A 19,652-nucleotide genomic window follows, 5' to 3' on the forward strand; every position below is an offset into this window, starting at 1 on the left:
TCTGCAGACCCCATGGCCCGTCTTCCCCGCCTCACGCTGGCCGACATGCCGCACCACGTGATCCAGCGCGGCAATAACCGCCAGCCGATCTTCATGGACCGCGCGGATCACGAGAAGCTGCTCGCGCTGCTGGCCGAAAACGCCACGCGCTTCGGTATCGCGCTGCATGCCTATGTGCTGATGGACAACCACTTTCATCTGCTGGCCACGCCCAACAGCGCCACCGGCCTGCCGCAGTTCATGCAGTCGGTGGGGCGCAGCTACGTGCGCTACTTCAACGACCGCCACGGCCGCAGCGGCACGCTGTGGGAGGGGCGCTACCGGTCGACGTTGATCCAGACCGACCGCTATCTGCTGACCTGCATGGCCTACATCGACCTCAATCCAGTGCGGGCGGGCATGGCGGCTGATGCGCGCGACTTTCCATGGTCCAGTCACGGCCACTACGCCGGCCTGCGGCATGACCGGCTGCTGACGCCCCATCCGCTGTACTGGGAGCTCGGCAACACGCCGTTCGCGCGGGAGGCTGCGTATGTCGAGTTGGTGCGCGGCGGGGTACGCGCGGCCGACCAGAGCGCGCTGACCGAAGCCACCTTGCGCGGCTGGGCTGCCGGTGACGACGATTTTCTCGATGGCCTGCAGAAGTCCACCGATCGCCGCGTGGTCAAAGCCAAGGCCGGCCGGCCGCCTTCGAACACCTCATCCTGAGCTGAAAAGCAGTGCCAATCTATTGTGCTGCCTGGTCTTTTTGCTCCTGTTTTTGATATGTCCCTAATTTAATTCCGAGAAGAAAACTCAAGATTTAATAAGAATCTGACCCCTATTAAAGTGTTTGGCATTCTTTGTGCATCGCAATATGCTCCCTTTCCCTGCGAAAACTGAAGGAGCGCGCCCATGACGACGGCTGCCGAGATTCAACATCTCCAAGAACACGGTCTGTATTCCGGTGCCGACGAGCACGATGCCTGCGGCGTCGGCTTCGTTGCACACATCAAGGGCGAAAAAAGCCATGCCATCGTGCTGCAGGGCTTGAAGATCCTCGAAAACCTCGACCATCGCGGCGCCGTGGGCGCTGACAAGCTGATGGGCGACGGCGCCGGCATCCTGATCCAGCTGCCCGACCACCTGTACCGCGAAGAAATGGCGAAGCAGGGCGTCACGCTGCCCCCGCCGGGCGAATACGGCGTCGGCATGATCTTCCTGCCGAAGGAACACGCCTCGCGCGAAGCCTGCGAACAAGAGATGGAACGCGCCATCAAGGCCGAAGGGCAGGTGCTGCTCGGCTGGCGCGATGTGCCGGTCAACCGCGACATGCCCATGTCGCCCACTGTGCGCGAAAAGGAACCGCTGCTGCGCCAGGTCTTCATCGGCCGCGGCAACGACGTGATCGTGCAGGACGCGCTGGAGCGCAAGCTCTACGTGATCCGCAAGACCGCCAGCGCCAACATCCAGCGCCTGAAGCTCAAGCACAGCAAGGAATACTACGTTCCCAGCATGTCGAGCCGTACCGTGGTCTACAAGGGCCTGCTGCTGGCCGACCAGGTCGGTACCTACTACCTCGACCTGCAGGACAAGCGCTGCGTCTCGGCCCTGGGCCTGGTGCACCAGCGTTTCTCGACCAACACCTTCCCCGAGTGGCCGCTGGCCCACCCGTACCGCTACGTCGCCCACAACGGCGAAATCAACACGGTCAAGGGCAACTACAACTGGATGAAGGCCCGCGAAGGCGTGATGTCGTCGCCGGTTCTGGGTGCCGACCTGCAGAAGCTCTACCCCATCAGCTTTGCCGGCCAGTCCGACACCGCCACCTTCGACAACTGCCTCGAGCTGCTGACGATGGCCGGCTACCCCATCAGCCAGGCCGTGATGATGATGATTCCCGAGCCCTGGGAACAGCATGCCACCATGGACCCGCGCCGCCGCGCGTTCTATGAATACCACGCCGCCATGCTCGAGCCGTGGGACGGCCCTGCTTCCATCGTGTTCACCGACGGCCGCCAGATCGGCGCCACGCTCGACCGCAACGGCCTGCGCCCGTCGCGCTACTGCGTGACCGACGACGACCTAGTCATCATGGCCTCTGAGTCCGGCGTGCTGCCCGTGCCCGAGCAGAAGATCGTGCGCAAGTGGCGCCTGCAGCCCGGCAAGATGTTCCTGATCGACCTGGAGCAGGGCCGCATGATCGACGACGAGGAGGTCAAGGCCACCCTCGCCAACAGCAAGCCCTACAAGCAGTGGATCGAGAACCTGCGCATCAAGCTCGACAGCGTGAAGGCCGAGCCGGTCTCCGCGCCGCTCTCGCAAGTCGCGCTGCTCGATCGTCAGCAGGCCTTCGGCTACACCCAGGAAGACATCAAGTTCCTGATGAGCCCGATGGCGCAGGCTGGCGAAGAAGGCATCGGCTCCATGGGCAACGACAGCCCGCTGGCCGTGCTCTCGAGCAAGAACAAGCCGCTGTACAACTACTTCAAGCAGCTGTTCGCGCAGGTGACGAACCCGCCGATCGACCCGATCCGCGAAGCCATCGTGATGTCGCTGGTGTCCTTCATCGGCCCCAAGCCCAACCTGCTGGACATCAACCAGGTCAACCCGCCGATGCGGCTCGAAGTGAGCCAGCCGATCCTCGACTTCGCCGACATGGCGAAGCTGCGCGACATCGGCAAGTACACGCAGGGCAAGTTCAAGAGCTATGCGCTCGACATCACCTACCCGCTCGCCTGGGGTGACGAAGGCGTCGAAGCCAAGCTGGCCTCGCTGTGCGCCGAAGCGGTGGACGCCATCAAGGGCGGCCACAACATCCTGATCGTGAGCGACCGCGGCGTGAGCCCGACGCAAGTGGCCATCCCGGCCGTGCTGGCCCTGTCGGCCGTGCACCAGTACCTCGTTCGCGAAGGCCTGCGCACCACCGCCGGCCTCGTCGTCGAAACCGGGTCGGCGCGCGAAGTGCATCACTTCGGCGTGCTGGCGGGCTACGGCGCCGAAGCCGTGCACCCCTACCTCGCCATGGAAACGCTGGCGGCCATGCACGCCGACCTGCCGGGCGACCTGAGCGCCGACAAGGCGGTCTACAACTACGTGAAGGCCATCGGCAAGGGTCTGTCGAAGATCATGTCGAAGATGGGTGTCAGCACCTACATGAGCTATTGCGGCGCGCAGCTGTTCGAAGCCATCGGCCTGAACAGCGAGACGGTGAACAAGTACTTCACCGGCACCGCCAGCCGCGTGGAAGGCATCGGCGTCTTCGAGATCGCCGAAGAAGCCATCCGCATGCACAAGGCCGCTTTCGGCGACGACCCGGTGCTCTCCAACATGCTCGACGCCGGCGGCGAATACGCCTGGCGCACGCGCGGCGAAGAGCACATGTGGACGCCCGACGCCATCGCCAAGCTGCAGCACAGCACGCGCTCCAACAACTGGAACACGTACAAGGAATACGCGCAGCTCATCAATGACCAGAACCGCCGTCACCTCACGCTGCGCGGCCTGTTCGAGTTCAAGATCGATCCGGCCAAGGCCATTCCGGTGGACGAAGTCGAGTCGGCCGCTGACATCGTCAAGCGCTTCGCCACCGGCGCGATGTCGCTCGGCTCGATCAGCACCGAAGCGCACTCCACGCTCGCCATTGCCATGAACCGCATCGGCGGCAAGAGCAACACCGGCGAAGGCGGTGAGGACCCGGCGCGCTACCGCAACGAGCTCAAGGGCATCCCGATCAAGCTGGGCGACACGCTCAAGAGCGTGATCGGTGCGGAGAACGTCGAGGTCGACCTGCCGTTGAAGGACGGCGACTCGCTGCGTTCGCGCATCAAGCAGGTTGCATCGGGCCGCTTCGGCGTCACGGCCGAGTACCTGCATTCGGCCGACCAGATCCAGATCAAGATGGCGCAGGGCGCCAAGCCGGGCGAGGGCGGCCAGCTCCCGGGCGGCAAGGTCACCGAGTACATCGGCAAGCAGCGCTATGCCGTGCCGGGCGTGGGCCTCATCTCGCCGCCGCCGCACCACGACATCTACTCGATCGAGGACCTGGCGCAGCTCATTCACGACCTGAAGAACACCGCGCCGCACGCCAGCATCAGCGTGAAGCTGGTGAGCGAGATCGGCGTCGGCACCATCGCCGCCGGCGTGGCCAAGTGCAAGAGCGACCACGTCGTGATCGCCGGCCATGACGGCGGCACGGGCGCTTCGCCCTGGTCGTCGATCAAGCACGCTGGCAGCCCGTGGGAAATCGGCCTGGCCGAAACGCAGCAGACGCTGGTGCTCAACCGCCTGCGCAGCCGCATCCGTGTGCAGGCCGACGGCCAGATGAAGACCGGCCGCGACGTTGCCATCGGCGCGCTGCTGGGTGCCGACGAGTTCGGCTTTGCGACCGCGCCGCTGGTGGTCGAGGGCTGCATCATGATGCGCAAGTGCCACCTGAACACCTGCCCGGTGGGCGTGGCCACGCAAGACCCGGTGCTGCGCAAGAAGTTCTCGGGCAAGCCCGAGCACGTCGTCAACTACTTCTTCTTCGTTGCCGAGGAAGTGCGCCAGATCATGGCCCAGCTCGGCATCCGCAAGTTCGACGACCTGATCGGCCGCGCCGACCTGCTCGACATGCGCAAGGGCATCGAACACTGGAAGGCTTCGGGCCTGGACTTCAGCCGGCTGTTCGCGCTGCCGAACGTGCCGGCCGACGTGCCGCGCTTCCATGTCGAGAACCAGGACCACGGCCTCGACAAGGCACTGGACGTGAAGCTCATCGAGAAGTCGCGTCCCGCCATCGACAAGGGCGAGAAGGTGCAGTTCATCGAGGTGGCGCGCAACGTCAACCGCTCGGTGGGCGCAATGCTCTCGGGCGCGCTGACCAAGGTGCATCCGCAGGGCCTGCCCGACGACTCGATCCGCATCCAGCTCGAAGGCACGGGCGGCCAGTCGTTCGGCGCCTTCCTGGCGCGCGGCATCACGCTGTACCTGATCGGCGACGCCAACGACTACACCGGCAAGGGCCTCTCGGGCGGCCGCGTGGTGGTTCGCCCGAGCCTCGACTTCCGCGGCGAAGCGGTGCGCAACACCATCGTCGGCAACACCGCGCTGTACGGCGCGACCACCGGCGAGGCCTACCTGTGCGGAGTGGCCGGCGAGCGTTTCGCGGTGCGCCTGTCGGGCGCCACGGCGGTCATCGAAGGCACCGGCGACCACGGTTGCGAATACATGACCGGCGGCACGGTGGCCGTGCTCGGCAAGACGGGCCGCAACTTCGCGGCCGGCATGAGCGGCGGCGTTGCTTTCGTCTACGACGAAGACGGCCAGTTCGCCACGCGCTGCAACCTCTCGATGGTTTCGCTCGACAAGGTGCTGACCTCGGCCGAGCAGACCGCGAGCGTGCATCGCAAGATCTGGCACGGCGGCGTCGCCGACGAAGCGCAGCTGAAGAAGCTGCTCGAAGAGCACCACCGCTGGACCGGCAGCAAGCGCGCACGCGAGCTGCTCGACAACTGGGCCGTGTCGCGCACGAAGTTCGTGAAGGTGTTCCCGAACGAATACAAGCGCGCGCTGGCCGAGCTGCACGACCGCAAGGTCGAACTCACCAGCAGCGGCAACAACGCGCACATCGGCCTCGAGCCGCACGCGCTGGCCCCCGCACCGCAAACGGCCCCGGCCGCAGCTTGAAGATCAACCAAAACAGAATGAATCCCTGTACGGCATGCAGCGCGTGAAACAGTCACAGCCCCTTCGGGGAACACCGCGGAACCGGCTTTGCCGGGCCGCTGGTGTTGCCCCCTTGAGGGGGGAGGCGGCTACACGCAGTGAGCAAGCAACGGGGGTGTAAAGGAATCACGATGGGAAAGATCACCGGCTTCATGGAGCATGAGCGTGTCGAAGAGGGCTACAAGCCCATCGAAGAGCGCGTCAAGCACTACAAGGAATTCGTCGTCGGCCTGAACACCGAACAGGCCAAGGTGCAGGGCGCGCGCTGCATGGACTGCGGCACGCCGTTCTGCAACAGCGGCTGCCCGGTCAACAACATCATTCCGGACTTCAACGATCTCGTGTACCGCAACGACTGGCAAAACGCCTTCGCGGTGCTCGACTCGACCAACAACTTCCCCGAGTTCACCGGCCGCATCTGCCCCGCGCCCTGCGAGGCAGCCTGCGTGCTCAACGTGAACGACGACGCGGTCGGCATCAAGTCGCTGGAGCACGCGATCATCGACCGCGCCTGGGACGAAGGCTGGGTGGCGCCGCGCGTCGCCAAGCACAAGACCGGCAAGAAGGTGGCGGTGGTGGGTTCGGGCCCGGCCGGCATGGCGGCTGCGCAGCAACTCGCGCGCGCCGGCCACGACGTGACGCTGTTCGAGAAGAACGACCGCATCGGCGGCCTGCTGCGCTACGGCATCCCCGACTTCAAGATGGAGAAGTCGCACATCGATCGCCGCGTCGAGCAGATGAAGGCCGAAGGCGTGACCTTCCGCACCGGCGTGATGGTCGGCGCCGCGAAGGACCCGCTGGGCAAGGGCTCCAAGGTCACGAACCTGGCCAAGGAAACTGTCACGCCCGAGCAACTGCAGAAAGAGTTCGATGCCGTGCTGCTCACGGGCGGTGCAGAGCAATCGCGCGACCTGCCGGTGCCCGGTCGCGACCTCGACGGCATCCACTTCGCGATGGAGTTCCTGCCGCAGCAAAACCGCGTCAACGCGGGCGACAAGGTCAAGGGCCAGTTGCGCGCCGACGGCAAGCACGTCATCGTCATCGGCGGTGGCGACACCGGCTCCGACTGCGTGGGCACCAGCAACCGCCATGGCGCGGTCAGCGTCACGCAGTTCGAGCTGATGCCTCAGCCGCCCGAGGAAGAAAACCGCCCGCTGACCTGGCCGTACTGGCCGATCAAGCTGCGCACCAGCTCCAGCCATGAAGAGGGCTGCGAGCGCGAGTTCGCGATTTCCACCAAGGAATTCATCGGCGAAAAGGGCAAGGTCACTGGCCTGAAGACCGTTCGCGTCGAATGGAAGGACGGCAAGATGCAGGAAGTGGCCGGCAGCGAGCAGATCCTCAAGGCCGACCTGGTGCTGCTCGCGATGGGCTTCATCAGCCCCGTGGCCACCGTGCTCGACGCCTTCGGCGTGGAGAAGGATGCCCGCGGCAACGCCAAGGCCACGGTCGACTTCATCGGCGGCTATGCCACCAACATTCCGAAGGTTTTTGCCGCCGGCGATATCCGCCGCGGACAGTCGCTGGTGGTGTGGGCCATTCGTGAAGGCCGTCAGGCCGCGCGCTCGGTGGATGAGTTCCTGATGGGGTTCAGCGACCTGCCGCGCTGAATTTTGTTTCAATTTCGCGGGGCCGGTCACGGCCCCGTTATCATCCGCGTCAAACCGCATGCCGGGATGCTTGAAAAAGCGCCCGGCTTTTTTATTGAGATGGACCCAGCCGCACCACTGCCACATCCCTTCGTAGAGTTCCGCGACGTCACGTTCGGCTATGGTGCACGCGCCATCCTCGACGGCGTTTCGTTCTCCGTGCCGCGAGGCAAGGTAACGGCCCTGATGGGAGCATCGGGCGGTGGCAAGACCACCGTGCTGCGCCTTATCGGCGGGCAGCAGAAGGCACAGCGTGGCGAGGTGCTCTTCGACGGCCACGATGTCGGCAAGTTCGATGCAACCGCGCTCTACGCGGCGCGGCGCCGCATGGGCATGCTCTTTCAGTTCGGCGCGCTGTTCACCGACATGACCGTGTTCGACAACGTGGCGTTTCCGCTGCGCGAGCACACACAACTCTCCGAAGCGCTGGTACGCGACGTGGTGCTCATGAAGCTCGACGCCGTCGGCCTGCGCGGTGCCCGCGACCTGATGCCCAGCGAGGTGTCGGGCGGCATGGCGCGGCGCGTGGCGCTGGCGCGTGCCATTGCGCTCGACCCCGACCTCGTGATGTACGACGAGCCTTTCGCGGGGCTCGACCCGATCTCGCTCGGCACCGCCGCGCGCCTGATCCGCCAGCTCAACGACACGCTGGGGCTCACCAGCATCATCGTGTCGCACGATCTCGAAGAAACCTTCCGCATCGCCGACCACGTGATCATCCTGGCCAACGGCGGCATCGCTGCACAGGGCACGCCCGACGAAGTGCGCCACAGCGCCGACCCGCTGGTCCATCAGTTCGTCAATGCGTTGCCCGACGGGCCAGTGCGTTTCCATTACCCGGGCGTCAGCATCGAGGACGACTTCGGCAATGTCGAAGGAGGGCGCTCATGAGCTGGTGGAAGCCTGCCGACGTCGGCTTCGGCGTGCGCCGCCATCTGGCCAACCTGGGCTATGGCGCGAAGCTGTTCATGCGCCTGGTCGGCCCGGGCGCGCAGATCATGCGCCGCTTCGGGCTGGTGCGTGACCAGATCCATTTTTTGGGCAACTACTCGCTCGCGATCATCGGCGTGTCGGGGCTGTTCGTGGGCTTCGTGCTCGGGCTGCAGATGTACTACGCGCTGCAGCGCTACGGCTCTTCCGAAGCGCTCGGCCTGCTGGTCACGCTGAGCCTGGTGCGCGAGCTCGGGCCCGTGGTGGCGGCCTTGCTGTTCACCGGGCGCGCGGGGACGTCGCTCACCGCGGAGATCGGTCTCATGAAGGCCGACGAGCAGCTGAGTGCCATGGAGATGATGGCGGTCGACCCGGTGCAGCGCATCCTCGCGCCGCGCTTCTGGGCCGGCGTCATCACCATGCCGCTGCTGGCGGCGGTGTTCAGCGCGGTCGGCATCATGGGCGGCTACGTGGTGGGCGTGCTGATGCTGGGCGTCGACCCGGGCGCGTTCTGGGGCCAGATGCAGGGCGGCGTCGACGTGTGGCGCGACGTCGGCAACGGCGTCATCAAGAGCATCGTCTTCGGCTTCACCGTGACCTTCATCGCGCTGCTGCAGGGCTATGAGGCCCAGCCCACGCCCGAAGGCGTGTCGCGTGCGACCACGCGAACCGTGGTGTCGGCATCGCTGGCGGTGCTGGGGCTGGACTTCCTGCTCACCGCCATGATGTTCAGTATCTAAAGAGGCTCGGCCTCCATCGTTCTAGACAGAGAGTCAAACCATGCAACGTTCCAACAACGACATCTGGGTCGGCCTGTTCGTCCTGATCGGCGCGGCGGCGCTGCTGTTTCTCGCGCTGCAGTCGGCCAACCTGCTGAGCCTGAATTTCCAGAAGACCTATTCGGTGACCGCGCGCTTCGACAACATCGGCGGGCTCAAGCCGCAAACCGCGGTGAAGAGCGCGGGGGTTGTGGTCGGCCGCGTGGAGTCCATCTCCTTCAACGACAAGTCCTTTCAGGCCGACGTCACGCTGGCTTTGCAAAACCGCTACAGTTTTCCCAAGGACAGTTCGCTCAAGATCCTGACCAGTGGCCTGCTCGGCGAGCAGTACATCGGGATCGAAGCGGGCGCCGAGGACAAGAACTTGCAGGCCGGCGACACCATCACCTCGACCCAATCGGCCGTGGTGCTTGAAAACCTGATCAGCCAGTTTCTGTACAGCAAGGCAGCCGAAGGCAATTCGACGCCTGGAACAGCCAACAAGAAATGAAAACACGATCTTTTTTGTCTTCCGCTATGAATAACGTAGCAATTCGCGCCCGTTGGGTGGGCGCAGCAGCTTTTCTTGCACTGGTGGCCGGTTGCGCCACCGGACCCAACGCCAATCCGGCCGACCCTCTCGAGCCGTTCAACCGCGGGGTCTCGCGCTTCAACGACACCGTTGACGACGCAGTGCTCGTTCCCGTGGCCACGGCCTACCAGAAGGCGCTGCCTTCGATGGTGCGCACCGGCGTGAACAACTTCTTCGGCAACATCGGCGATGTCTGGAGCCTGGCCAACAACGTGGCCCAGCTCAAGCTGCAGAACAGCGCCGAGACCTTCATGCGCCTGAACGTCAACACCTTCTTCGGGCTCGGCGGCCTGCTGGACGTTGCGACCGAGGCCGGCATTCCCCGCCACGAGGAAGACTTCGGCCAGACGCTGGGCTACTGGGGCGTGGGCCCGGGCCCGTACGTCGTGCTGCCGCTGCTGGGCTCCTCGACACTGCGCGACACCGCGGCCAAGCCGCTCGACATGTACGGCGACCCGCTGGGCCATGTGGAAGACATCCCCTGGCGCAATTCGCTGACGGTGCTGCGCATCGTCGACACGCGCTCGCAATACCTGCGCGCAAGCCGCCTGCTCGGCGATGCGGCGCTCGACAAGTATTCGTTCACGCGCGATGCGTTCCTGCAGCGCCGCCGCAGCCAGGTCTACGACGGCAACCCGCCGGACGACGGCGGTGGCAGTGACGGTGGTGGCAGCGACAAGTAAGCCGCAAGAGGAGGGGAGGCTGCTTGCATCCGGTTGCAAGGCTTCACCTCCCGGACAGGAACCCGGTCGGCCCCAGGGGGCTCGAATCCGTTCCTGTCTCAGCACCCGGTTTTTTCGGGTGCCTGCAGATTTTCAAACTTGAATGAGGGACTCTTCATGAACAACAAGACCTTGCAACGTCGCGATCTCGGCCGCCTGGTGCTGGCCGGTGCCCTGCTGTTCGGTGCGGCTGTCGCCTTCGTCCAGCCCGCCCGTGCCGCCGATGAAGCGCCTGATGCGCTCGTCAAGCGCCTCTCGACCGACGTGCTCGAAACGATCAAGGCCGACTCGTCCATCAAGTCGGGCGACGTCAACAAGATCATGCTGCTGGTCGACAGCAAGATCATGCCCAACGTCAACTTCCAGCGCATGACGGCCTCGGCAGTCGGCCCGGCCTGGCGCACTGCAACACCCGAACAGCAAAAACGCCTGCAGGACGAGTTCAAGGCCCTGCTGGTGCGCACCTATGCCGGCGCGCTCGACCAGGTGACCGACCAGACCGTCACCATCCGCCCGTTCCGCGGCTCGCCCGACGACAAGGACGTGCTGGTGCGCACCGAGGTCCAAGGCCGCGGCGATCCGGTGCAGCTCGACTACCGCCTCGAAAAGACCCCTGGCCAGGGCGCCGGCTGGAAGGTCTACAACCTGAATGTGCTGGGCGTGTGGCTGGTCGACACCTACCGCACCCAGTTCGCGCAGGAAATCAACAAGAGCGGCATCGACGGCCTGATCGCCGCGCTGGCCGCGCGCAACAAGGGCAACGGCAAGGGCTGACCGGGCGCACGCGATGCTGGTCCTGCCCACCCGACTCACCCACGACGAGGCCCCCGCCTGCATGCGCATGCTGCAGCAGGGGCTGAAAGGCCAGGCCGACTCATCGTCCACCGTGGTCGACGCGACTGCACTGGCTCAGTTCGATTCGTCGGCGCTGGCTGTGCTGCTCGAATGCCGGCGCGAATCGAGCGCGCTGGGCCGCGGTTTTTCGGTCAAGGGTCTGTCGCCCAGGCTGCGCGAACTCGCGGCGCTGTATGGCATTGCGGGCCTTTTGCCCGCCGCGCCCTGAAAAAGTAACGGCCCCTTAAAATCGCGGGCTCCCATGCCCGCGATTTCATTTAAATCGGTCTCCAAGACCTACCCCCCCTCCAGACAGCAAAAAGCCCAGGGCAAGCCAGGGCTCAAGGCCGTCGACGAGGTCAGCTTCCAGATCGAACCGGGCGAGTTCTTCGGCCTGCTCGGCCCGAACGGCGCGGGCAAGACCACCCTGATCAGCATGCTCGCGGGCCTGTCGCGGCCCACGGCCGGCGCCATCAGCGTCCATGGCTTCGACGTGCAGCGCGACTTTGCACAGGCGCGCCGCCAGCTCGGCATCGTGCCGCAGGAGCTGGTGTTCGACCCCTTCTTCAACGTGCGCGAATCGCTGCGCATCCAGTCGGGCTACTTCGGCATCAAGAACAACGAGGCCTGGATCGACGAGCTGCTGCAAAGCCTGGGCCTCGCCGACAAGGCCACGGCCAACATGCGCCAGCTCTCGGGCGGCATGAAGCGCCGGGTGCTGGTGGCGCAGGCGCTGGTGCACAAGCCGCCGGTGATCGTGCTCGACGAGCCCACGGCCGGCGTCGACGTCGAACTGCGCCAGACGCTCTGGCAGTTCGTCGCCCGGCTCAACAAGCAGGGCAGCACCGTGCTGCTCACCACCCACTACCTCGAAGAGGCCGAGGCGCTGTGCAGCCGCATCGCGATGCTCAAGCAGGGCCGCGTGATCGCACTCGACCGCACCAGCGAACTGCTGAAATCGGCCGCGAGCAACGTGCTGCGCTTCAAGACCGACGCCATGCTGCCCTGGGCCATTGCCCAGCATGCGCGCATCACCGGGCGCATCGTGCAGCTGCCGGCGCAGAACGCCCATGAAGTCGAACAACTGCTGGCCGCGATCCGCGAAGCCGGCGTCGCGGTGGAAGACGTGGAAATGCGCAAGGCCGACCTGGAAGACGTGTTCATCGACCTGATGGCCGGCGAGCAAACCCCGCTGGAGGTGGCGCGATGATGGCCGTGACCGGTTGGCGCGCGCTGCTCTACAAGGAGACGCTGCGTTTCTGGAAGGTCGGCTTTCAGACCGTGGGGGCGCCGGTGCTCACCGCGCTGCTGTACCTGATGGTGTTCGGCCACGTGCTCGAAGACCACGTGAAGGTCTACGGCACGGTCGGCTACACGGCCTTCCTGGTGCCTGGCCTCGTGATGATGAGCGTGCTGCAGAACGCCTTTGCCAACAGCTCGTCGTCGATCATCCAGAGCAAGATCATGGGCAACCTGGTCTTCGTGCTGCTCACGCCGCTGTCGCACTGGGGTTGGTTCTTCGCCTACGTGGGCTCGTCCGTCATCCGCGGGCTGGCCGTGGGGCTGGGCGTGTTCGTCGTCACGGTGCTGTTCGCGCAGCCGAGTTTCGTCGCGCCGGTCTGGATCATCGTGTTCGCGCTGCTGGGCTCGGCCATGCTGGGAACGCTTGGCCTCATCGCCGGTCTCTGGGCCGAGAAGTTCGACCAGATGGCGGTGTTCCAGAACTTCCTGATCATGCCCATGACCTTCCTGTCGGGCGTGTTCTATTCGATCGGCTCGCTGCCGCCGTTCTGGCAAAGCGTGAGCCACCTGAACCCGTTCTTCTACATGATCGACGGCTTCCGCTACGGCTTCTTCGGCGTGAGCGACGCCTCGCCCTGGCTGAGCCTGGGCATCGTCGGCACCGCCTGGCTGGTGGTGAGCGCGATTGCCGTCCACCTGCTTCGCATCGGCTACAAAATCCGGGGCTGAACAAAGCCTCTTCCCACACCCCATGACCGCCGAACAACTCCAGGCCCTGATCCAGTCCCATCTCCCGTGTGAGCACATCACGCTCGAGGGGGATGGCCGACATTGGTACGCCACCATCGTCTCGGCCGAATTCGAGGGCAAGCGCTCGATCCAGCGCCATCAGCGGGTCTACGCCACCCTCGGTGCGAAAATGCACACCGACGAGGTGCACGCGCTTTCGATGAAGACCTACACGCCGGCCGAATGGGCGGCAGTGGAAAAATAACTCCCGGCCCCTCGTGGCCTCCTGACTTCGCTGGAACTTCGATGGACAAACTTCTGATTCGCGGCGGGCGAGAGCTCCGCGGCGAAGTACTCATTTCCGGCGCCAAGAACGCCGCGCTGCCCGAGCTGTGCGCGGCGCTGCTGACCGACCAGCCCGTGACGCTGCACAACGTGCCGCGCCTGCAGGACGTGTCGACCATGCTCAAGCTGGTGCGCAACATGGGCGTGACGGCCGAGCGCAACGACAACGGCACGGTCCGCCTGAATGCCGGCGATCTCGGCAACCCCGAGGCGCCCTACGAGCTGGTCAAGACCATGCGCGCCTCCGTGCTGGCCCTGGGCCCGCTGCTGGCGCGCTTCGGCCATGCCAGGGTGTCGCTGCCGGGCGGCTGCGCCATCGGCTCGCGGCCTGTCGACCAGCACATCAAGGGCCTGCAGGCCATGGGTGCCGAGATCGTGGTCGAGCACGGCTACATGGTCGCGCGCCTGCCCGAAGGCCGCACCCGCCTGAAGGGCGCGCGCATCCTGACCGACATGGTCACCGTCACCGGTACCGAGAATTTCCTTATGGCAGCCGCGCTGGCCGAGGGCGAAACGCTGCTCGAAAACGCCGCGCAGGAGCCCGAGATCGTCGACCTCGCCGAAATGCTGATCCGCATGGGCGCGAAGATCGAAGGCCACGGCACCAGCCACATCCGCATCCAGGGCGTCGAGAAGCTGCACGGCTGCGAGCACGCCGTGGTGGCCGACCGAATCGAGGCCGGCACTTTCCTGTGCGCCGTAGCTGCTGCGGGCGGCGAGGCCTTCCTGCGCCACGCGCGCGGCGACCACCTCGACGCCGTGATCGACAAGCTGCGCGACGCGGGCTGCACCGTCGCCTCTGAAAAAGACGGCGTGCGCATCAGCTCCAAGGGCCCCGCCTACGAGCACCTGAAGGCGCAGAGCTTCAGCACCACCGAGTACCCGGGCTTCCCGACCGACATGCAGGCCCAGTTCATGGCCCTGAACGTGATCGCGCGTGGCGCCTCGATGGTCACCGAGACCATCTTCGAGAACCGCTTCATGCACGTGAACGAGATGGTGCGCCTGGGCGCACGCATCCACGTCGAGGGCAAGGTGGCGATGGTCGAGGGCGTGCAGCAGCTCTCTGGCGCTACCGTGATGGCCACCGACCTGCGCGCCTCGGCCAGCCTGGTCATCGCCGGCCTCGTGGCCGAGGGCGAGACGCTGGTCGATCGCATCTACCACCTCGACCGGGGCTACGACCGCATGGAGTCCAAGCTGCGCGGCCTGGGCGCCGACATCGAACGACTGACCGGAGCTGCCGCCGCATGATCACGCTAGCCCTCTCCAAAGGCCGCATCTTCGAAGAGACGATGCCCCTGCTGGCCGCCGCCGGCATCGAGGTCACCGAAGACCCCGAGAAGTCGCGCAAGCTGATTCTCGAAACCACCCGCCCCGACGTGCGCGTGGTGCTGGTGCGCGCCTCCGACGTGCCCACCTACGTGCAGTACGGCGGCGCCGACCTCGGCGTGACCGGCCTCGACGTGCTGCTCGAGCACGGCAACCAGGGCCTGTACCAGCCGCTCGATCTGCGCATCGCCGCCTGCCGCCTCAGCGTGGCCGTGCGCGCCGACTACGACTACGCCTCGGCCGTGAAGCAGGGCTCGCGCCTGCGCGTGGCGACCAAGTACGTGGGCCTTGCGCGCGACTTCTTCGCCAGCAAGGGCGTGCACGTCGACCTGATCAAGCTCTACGGCAGCATGGAGCTGGCACCGCTCACGGGCCTGGCCGACGCCATCGTCGACCTGGTCTCGACCGGCAACACGCTCAAGGCCAACCACCTCGTCGAGGTGGAGCGCATCATGGACATCAGCGCGCGCCTCGTGGTGAACCAGGCCGCGCTCAAGCTCAAGCGCGAGCCCATCCGCCGCATCGTCGACGCGTTTGCGTCAGCCATTCCCACCGCCTGAACCTCAAGCACATGACTCTGAACGCAGCCCCCGCCCGTCTGTCCACGACTTCAGCCAGCTTCGACGCTGAATTCAAGGCGCGGCTGCATTGGTCCGCGGACGACGACGCGGCCATCGAGAAGGTTGTGGCCGACATCCTCGCCGACGTGCAGAAGCGCGGTGACGACGCGGTGCTCGAATACACGAATCGCTTCGACAGGCTCGATGCGAAGACGCTGCCCGAGCTTGAGCTGACGCAAGCCGAGCTCAAGGCCGCCTTCGAGGCGCTGCCCGCCGCCCAGCGCGCCGCGCTCGAAGCCGCCGCGCGCCGCGTGCGCAGCTACCACGAGGCCCAGAAGAAGGCCAGCGGCGAAAGCTGGAGCTACCGCGATGCAGACGGCACGCTGCTCGGCCAGAAGGTCACGCCGCTCGATCGCGTCGGCATCTACGTGCCGGGAGGCAAGGCCGCCTATCCGTCGAGCGTGCTGATGAACGCCATTCCGGCGCACGTCGCGGGCGTGGGCGAAATCATCATGGTGGTGCCGACGCCGAAGGGCGAAAAGAACCAGCTCGTGCTCGCCGCCGCCTACGTGGCCGGCGTGACTCGCGGCTTCACCATCGGCGGCGCGCAGGCCGTGGCCGCGCTGGCCTACGGCACTGCCACCATCCCCGCCGTCGACAAGATCACCGGCCCCGGCAATGCCTACGTGGCGGCCGCCAAGCGCCGCGTGTTCGGCACCGTGGGCATCGACATGATCGCCGGCCCGAGCGAAATTTTGGTGCTGGCCGACGGCACCACGCCGCCCGAGTGGGTGGCCATGGACCTGTTCAGCCAGGCCGAGCACGACGAGCTGGCCCAGAGCATCCTGCTGTGCCCCGACGCCGCCTACATCGACCGCGTGCAGGCCGAGATCGATCGCCTGCTGCCGGCCATGCCGCGCGCGGAAATCATCGCCGCCTCGCTCAACGGCCGCGGCGCGCTGATTCACACGAAGAGCATGGAAGAGGCCTGCGAGATCAGCAACCGCATCGCCCCCGAGCATCTGGAAGTCAGCAGCAGCGAACCGAACCGCTGGGAGCCGCTGCTGCGCCACGCCGGCGCGATCTTCCTGGGCGCCTTCACCAGCGAAAGCCTGGGCGACTACTGCGCCGGCCCGAACCACGTGCTGCCCACCAGCGGCACGGCGCGCTTTTCCAGCCCGCTGGGCGTGTACGACTTCCAGAAGCGCTCCAGCCTGATCGAGGTCAGCGAGGCGGGCGCCCAGGTGCTGGGCCCGATCGCCGTCACGCTGGCCGAAGGCGAGGGCCTGCAGGCGCACGCCGAAGCTGCCCGCATGCGGCTGCGTAAGATCTGAGCTCAAACAACCGGTCACCGGGAGGAGCAAGCAAGATGATCGATCGTCTCCGTCATTCGCGTCTTTTTCGATTCGCCACGGGCCTCGTTGCGGGCGCCGCACTGCTGGCCGCCTGCAGCCAGATGCCGCAGGCGCCGCGCACGTCGGCTGCCGTCAGCGCTACGCCCAGCGCCGCGCCGGCAGCGCCTGCCCCGCAACTCGGCACGCAGTGGGGCGAGGGCCTCGAATCGAAGACCCGCACGGTCATCACCAAGCGCCTGTCCGACCAGCCGGACGACGTGGCCTCGCTGGGCTACAACGAGGCCTCTGCCGTGCGCCGCTCCGTGGGCAGCAATCCTGAGAGCCGCCTGAGCCTGATGCTGGCCGACGGCGACGTCGAATGGTCGGTGCTCGGCGAAGACAGCCGCCCGCTGCCGCTGCAGCGTGCCCGTCGGGGCAGTGGCGGCGAAGACATGTTCCGCCTCGCCGGCGTGCAGGGCTCGCGCTACACGCTGCGCTTTCGCAACCTCAGCGAGCGCAGCTACGAGGTGATCGCCACGGTCGACGGCCTCGACGTGCTCAACGGCAAGCCCGGCAGCCTGCGCAACGGCGGCTATGTGCTGCGCCCGCTGCAGGCGCTGACCATCGAAGGCTTTCGCAAGAGCGAGAACGAGGTCGCGGCTTTCCGCTTTTCAGCGCCTGGCCGTGCCTACGCAGCGAACACCGAAGCGGGCGACGTGCGCAACATCGGCGTGATCGGCGCCGCGCTGTTCGAACTCGAGGAGCGCGACGCACCGCGCCGCCAGCGCCGCGACGCCACCCCGTCGCAGCCCAGCGCCTTCCCGGCCGACGGCGCCTACGCGCCGCCGCCGCGCTACCGCAAGTGATGCCGATGAAGCGTGCCGCCGCCTTCCTGCTGCTCGCGCTGGCGGCCGCCACCGGCGCGCAGGCCATGAGCATCCGCGAACTGCGCACGCTCGAAGCCAGCGAGAAAGACGGCAAGGCCTACGCCAGCTACTACCTGGTCGGCGTGCTCGAAGGCCTGCGCGAAGGCGTCGAATCGTCGCAGCGCAACGGGCAGAAGCCCGTGTTCTGCGTCGAGGGCCGCCGCCTCGAACCCTCCATGGCGCGCTCGCTCTACCAGACCGAACTGACCCGCAACGCCGACAGTTACGAAGCCGACATGCCAGTGCAACTGGTCATGGCCGGTGCCCTCCGAAACAGCTACCGCTGCACCCGATGACCGCTGCTCCCGAATCCATCCGCCCGCCGCTCGACCGCATCCGCAACGACGTGCGGTCCATGCATGCCTACGCGGTGCAGGACGCGCGCGGCTTCGTCAAGCTCGACGCCATGGAAAACCCCTTCGGCCTGCCGCCCGCGCTGCAGGCCGAACTCGGCGCGCGCCTCGGTGCGCTGGCGCTCAACCGCTACCCGGGCGAGCGCGGCGCCGACCTTCAGCGCGCGCTGGCCGCGCACGCGCAGATGCCCGAGGGCTTCAGGCTGATGCTGGGCAACGGCTCGGACGAGCTGATCTCGCTGCTGGCCATTGCCTGCGACCTGCCCGGCGCCACCGTGCTGGCGCCCGTGCCCGGCTTCGTCATGTACGCCATGAGCGCGAAGCTGCAGGGCCTGAAGTTCGTCGGCGTGCCGCTCACGGCCGACTTCGAACTCGACGAAGCCGCCATGCTGGCTGCCATCGCGAGCGAGAAGCCCGCCATCGTCTACCTCGCGTATCCGAACAACCCGACCGCCAACCTCTGGGACGACGCCGTCGTCGAGAAGATCGTCGAAGCCCAGGGCGCGCAGGGCGGCCTGGTGGTGATCGACGAGGCCTACCAGCCTTTCGCCGCCCGCAGCTACATCGACCGGCTCGCGAAGCACGGCCACGTGCTGCTGATGCGCACGCTCAGCAAGTTCGGCCTGGCCGGCATCCGCCTGGGCTACCTCATGGGGCCGGCCGCGCTGGTCGCCGAGATCGACAAGGTGCGCCCGCCCTACAACATCAGCGTGCTCAACTGCGAGTGCGCGCTGTTCGCGCTGGAGCACGCCGAAGTGTTCGAGGCGCAGGCCCGGCAGATCCGCGAGGAGCGCGAACGCCTGATGATGGGCCTCGGCCGCCTGCCCGGCGTGAAGACCTGGCCCAGCGACGCCAACATGATTCTTTTGCGCGTGCCCGATGCCGCCAAGACCTTCGAGGGCATGAAGGCACACGGGGTTCTGATCAAGAACGTTTCTAAAATGCACGAACTGCTCGCAAACTGCCTGCGCCTCACCGTCGGAACGGCCGACGAGAATGCGCGGATGCTCGCGGCACTCGAAGCCTCACTATGACCACCCCCACCAACCCGGGCAGCGCCGATCGCACCGCGACGGTCACCCGCAACACCGCCGAGACGAAGATCACCGTCAGCGTCAACCTCGACGGCACCGGCAAGGCCAAACTTGCTACCGGTATCGGCTTCTTCGACCACATGCTCGACCAGATCGCCCGCCACGGGCTGATCGACCTCGACATCGACTGCCAGGGCGACCTGCACATCGACGGTCATCACACGGTGGAAGACGTCGGCATCACGCTGGGCCAGGCCGTGGCCAAGGCCATCGGCGACAAGAAGGGCATCCGCCGCTACGGCCACGCCTACGTGCCGCTCGACGAGGCTCTGAGCCGCGTGGTCATCGACTTCTCGGGCCGTCCCGGCCTCGTGATGCACGTGCCGTTCACCAGCGGCATGATCGGCACCTTCGACAGCCAGCTCACCTACGAGTTCTTCCAGGGCTTCGTGAACCACGCCTTCGTCACGCTGCACATCGACAACCTCAAGGGCGTCAATGCGCACCACCAGTGCGAGACGGTGTTCAAGGCCTTCGCGCGCGCCATGCGCGGCGCGCTCGAACTCGACCCGCGTTCCGTCGGCGTCATTCCCTCGACGAAGGGCTCGCTCTGAACGCGTTCGT

General features: G+C 66.1%; 19 protein-coding genes. All 19 read left to right on the top strand.

The genetic code is table 11. The features are described 5' to 3' along the window. Window positions 1-12: 12 nt before the first annotated feature. The 19 genes from ACN9MV_RS06635 to hisB all read left to right on the top strand — a co-directional run bounded on the left by ACN9MV_RS06635 (window position 13) and on the right by hisB (window position 19,642). On the top strand, window positions 13-708 hold the full coding sequence (locus ACN9MV_RS06635) for a transposase (protein ID WP_307613774.1): 696 nt from the start codon (window positions 13-15) through the stop codon (window positions 706-708). Between the two features lie 186 nt (window positions 709-894). Continuing rightward, the gene (locus ACN9MV_RS06640) at window positions 895-5,649 is read left to right on the top strand and encodes a glutamate synthase-related protein (protein WP_426391653.1); all 4,755 of its coding nucleotides are present in this window, start codon (window positions 895-897) and stop codon (window positions 5,647-5,649) included. 170 nt (window positions 5,650-5,819) lie between these two features. Beyond that, window positions 5,820-7,298 carry a glutamate synthase subunit beta gene (locus ACN9MV_RS06645; protein ID WP_426391654.1) on the top strand — a complete coding sequence of 493 codons (1,479 nt, stop codon included), beginning with the start codon at window positions 5,820-5,822 and terminating at the stop codon, window positions 7,296-7,298. 66 nt (window positions 7,299-7,364) lie between these two features. Then, complete coding sequence (locus ACN9MV_RS06650) at window positions 7,365-8,228, top strand: ABC transporter ATP-binding protein (protein ID WP_426391655.1); 864 nt, start codon at window positions 7,365-7,367, stop codon at window positions 8,226-8,228. Beyond that, complete coding sequence (gene mlaE / locus ACN9MV_RS06655; RefSeq protein WP_093048571.1) at window positions 8,225-9,007, top strand: lipid asymmetry maintenance ABC transporter permease subunit MlaE; 783 nt, start codon at window positions 8,225-8,227, stop codon at window positions 9,005-9,007. Before ACN9MV_RS06650 ends, mlaE begins: the two co-directional genes overlap by 4 nt. A gap of 40 nt (window positions 9,008-9,047) precedes the next feature. Next, on the top strand, window positions 9,048-9,536 hold the full coding sequence (gene mlaD / locus ACN9MV_RS06660) for an outer membrane lipid asymmetry maintenance protein MlaD (protein ID WP_093048574.1): 489 nt from the start codon (window positions 9,048-9,050) through the stop codon (window positions 9,534-9,536). Window positions 9,537-9,562: 26 nt separating this feature from the next. Then, on the top strand, window positions 9,563-10,300 hold the full coding sequence (locus ACN9MV_RS06665) for an MlaA family lipoprotein (protein WP_426391657.1): 738 nt from the start codon (window positions 9,563-9,565) through the stop codon (window positions 10,298-10,300). Window positions 10,301-10,456: 156 nt separating this feature from the next. Next, window positions 10,457-11,113 carry an MlaC/ttg2D family ABC transporter substrate-binding protein gene (locus ACN9MV_RS06670; RefSeq protein WP_093048580.1) on the top strand — a complete coding sequence of 219 codons (657 nt, stop codon included), beginning with the start codon at window positions 10,457-10,459 and terminating at the stop codon, window positions 11,111-11,113. Window positions 11,114-11,126: 13 nt separating this feature from the next. After that, window positions 11,127-11,402: an STAS domain-containing protein gene (locus tag ACN9MV_RS06675; protein WP_093048583.1), complete on the top strand. Its 276-nt coding sequence runs from the start codon at window positions 11,127-11,129 to the stop codon at window positions 11,400-11,402. 33 nt (window positions 11,403-11,435) lie between these two features. Further along, window positions 11,436-12,383 (top strand): ABC transporter ATP-binding protein, encoded by a 948-nt coding sequence (locus ACN9MV_RS06680; protein WP_426391658.1) that lies wholly within the window; start codon window positions 11,436-11,438, stop codon window positions 12,381-12,383. A gap of 5 nt (window positions 12,384-12,388) precedes the next feature. Continuing rightward, window positions 12,389-13,144 (top strand): ABC transporter permease, encoded by a 756-nt coding sequence (locus ACN9MV_RS06685; RefSeq protein WP_093173222.1) that lies wholly within the window; start codon window positions 12,389-12,391, stop codon window positions 13,142-13,144. Window positions 13,145-13,166: 22 nt separating this feature from the next. Further along, window positions 13,167-13,409: a BolA family protein gene (locus ACN9MV_RS06690; RefSeq protein ID WP_093048598.1), complete on the top strand. Its 243-nt coding sequence runs from the start codon at window positions 13,167-13,169 to the stop codon at window positions 13,407-13,409. 41 nt (window positions 13,410-13,450) lie between these two features. Then, a complete protein-coding gene (murA, locus tag ACN9MV_RS06695; RefSeq protein WP_426391659.1) occupies window positions 13,451-14,743 on the top strand; it encodes a UDP-N-acetylglucosamine 1-carboxyvinyltransferase in 1,293 nt (430 codons plus the stop codon). Continuing rightward, window positions 14,740-15,381 (top strand): ATP phosphoribosyltransferase, encoded by a 642-nt coding sequence (gene hisG, locus ACN9MV_RS06700; RefSeq protein ID WP_093048604.1) that lies wholly within the window; start codon window positions 14,740-14,742, stop codon window positions 15,379-15,381. The genes murA and hisG overlap by 4 nt, the downstream gene beginning before the upstream one ends. Window positions 15,382-15,392: 11 nt before the next feature. Continuing rightward, window positions 15,393-16,715, top strand: coding sequence for a histidinol dehydrogenase (gene hisD / locus ACN9MV_RS06705; RefSeq protein ID WP_426391660.1), 1,323 nt, complete (start codon window positions 15,393-15,395; stop codon window positions 16,713-16,715). Between the two features lie 35 nt (window positions 16,716-16,750). After that, entirely contained in the window at window positions 16,751-17,581 is an 831-nt protein-coding gene (locus ACN9MV_RS06710; RefSeq protein WP_093048610.1) for a hypothetical protein, read from the top strand. A 5-nt stretch (window positions 17,582-17,586) separates the two neighbouring features. Continuing rightward, window positions 17,587-17,937, top strand: coding sequence for a hypothetical protein (locus ACN9MV_RS06715; protein WP_256216704.1), 351 nt, complete (start codon window positions 17,587-17,589; stop codon window positions 17,935-17,937). After that, on the top strand, window positions 17,934-19,028 hold the full coding sequence (gene hisC / locus ACN9MV_RS06720; RefSeq protein WP_426391661.1) for a histidinol-phosphate transaminase: 1,095 nt from the start codon (window positions 17,934-17,936) through the stop codon (window positions 19,026-19,028). Before ACN9MV_RS06715 ends, hisC begins: the two co-directional genes overlap by 4 nt. Beyond that, window positions 19,025-19,642, top strand: coding sequence for an imidazoleglycerol-phosphate dehydratase HisB (hisB, locus tag ACN9MV_RS06725; RefSeq protein ID WP_093048619.1), 618 nt, complete (start codon window positions 19,025-19,027; stop codon window positions 19,640-19,642). The genes hisC and hisB overlap by 4 nt, the downstream gene beginning before the upstream one ends. Window positions 19,643-19,652: the final 10 nt, after the last annotated feature.

It is taken from the genome of Variovorax sp. R-27 (assembly GCF_049913215.1).
GTDB lineage: Bacteria > Pseudomonadota > Gammaproteobacteria > Burkholderiales > Burkholderiaceae_C > Variovorax.

What these genes read in the sequence shown, in the direction of transcription:
- hisG (WP_093048604.1), top strand. Translation starts at nt 14,740, where the DNA reads ATGATCACGCTAGCCCTCTCCAAAGGCCGCATCTTCGAAGAGACGATG.
- ACN9MV_RS06670 (WP_093048580.1), top strand. Translation starts at nt 10,457, where the DNA reads ATGAACAACAAGACCTTGCAACGTCGCGATCTCGGCCGCCTGGTGCTG.
- ACN9MV_RS06675 (WP_093048583.1), top strand. Translation starts at nt 11,127, where the DNA reads ATGCTGGTCCTGCCCACCCGACTCACCCACGACGAGGCCCCCGCCTGC.
- ACN9MV_RS06680 (WP_426391658.1), top strand. Translation starts at nt 11,436, where the DNA reads ATGCCCGCGATTTCATTTAAATCGGTCTCCAAGACCTACCCCCCCTCC.
- ACN9MV_RS06710 (WP_093048610.1), top strand. Translation starts at nt 16,751, where the DNA reads ATGATCGATCGTCTCCGTCATTCGCGTCTTTTTCGATTCGCCACGGGC.
- hisC (WP_426391661.1), top strand. Translation starts at nt 17,934, where the DNA reads ATGACCGCTGCTCCCGAATCCATCCGCCCGCCGCTCGACCGCATCCGC.
- ACN9MV_RS06635 (WP_307613774.1), top strand. Translation starts at nt 13, where the DNA reads ATGGCCCGTCTTCCCCGCCTCACGCTGGCCGACATGCCGCACCACGTG.
- ACN9MV_RS06715 (WP_256216704.1), top strand. Translation starts at nt 17,587, where the DNA reads ATGAAGCGTGCCGCCGCCTTCCTGCTGCTCGCGCTGGCGGCCGCCACC.
- ACN9MV_RS06640 (WP_426391653.1), top strand. Translation starts at nt 895, where the DNA reads ATGACGACGGCTGCCGAGATTCAACATCTCCAAGAACACGGTCTGTAT.
- ACN9MV_RS06690 (WP_093048598.1), top strand. Translation starts at nt 13,167, where the DNA reads ATGACCGCCGAACAACTCCAGGCCCTGATCCAGTCCCATCTCCCGTGT.
- mlaE (WP_093048571.1), top strand. Translation starts at nt 8,225, where the DNA reads ATGAGCTGGTGGAAGCCTGCCGACGTCGGCTTCGGCGTGCGCCGCCAT.
- ACN9MV_RS06645 (WP_426391654.1), top strand. Translation starts at nt 5,820, where the DNA reads ATGGGAAAGATCACCGGCTTCATGGAGCATGAGCGTGTCGAAGAGGGC.
- ACN9MV_RS06665 (WP_426391657.1), top strand. Translation starts at nt 9,563, where the DNA reads ATGAATAACGTAGCAATTCGCGCCCGTTGGGTGGGCGCAGCAGCTTTT.
- mlaD (WP_093048574.1), top strand. Translation starts at nt 9,048, where the DNA reads ATGCAACGTTCCAACAACGACATCTGGGTCGGCCTGTTCGTCCTGATC.
- hisD (WP_426391660.1), top strand. Translation starts at nt 15,393, where the DNA reads ATGACTCTGAACGCAGCCCCCGCCCGTCTGTCCACGACTTCAGCCAGC.
- hisB (WP_093048619.1), top strand. Translation starts at nt 19,025, where the DNA reads ATGACCACCCCCACCAACCCGGGCAGCGCCGATCGCACCGCGACGGTC.
- ACN9MV_RS06650 (WP_426391655.1), top strand. Translation starts at nt 7,365, where the DNA reads ATGCTTGAAAAAGCGCCCGGCTTTTTTATTGAGATGGACCCAGCCGCA.
- murA (WP_426391659.1), top strand. Translation starts at nt 13,451, where the DNA reads ATGGACAAACTTCTGATTCGCGGCGGGCGAGAGCTCCGCGGCGAAGTA.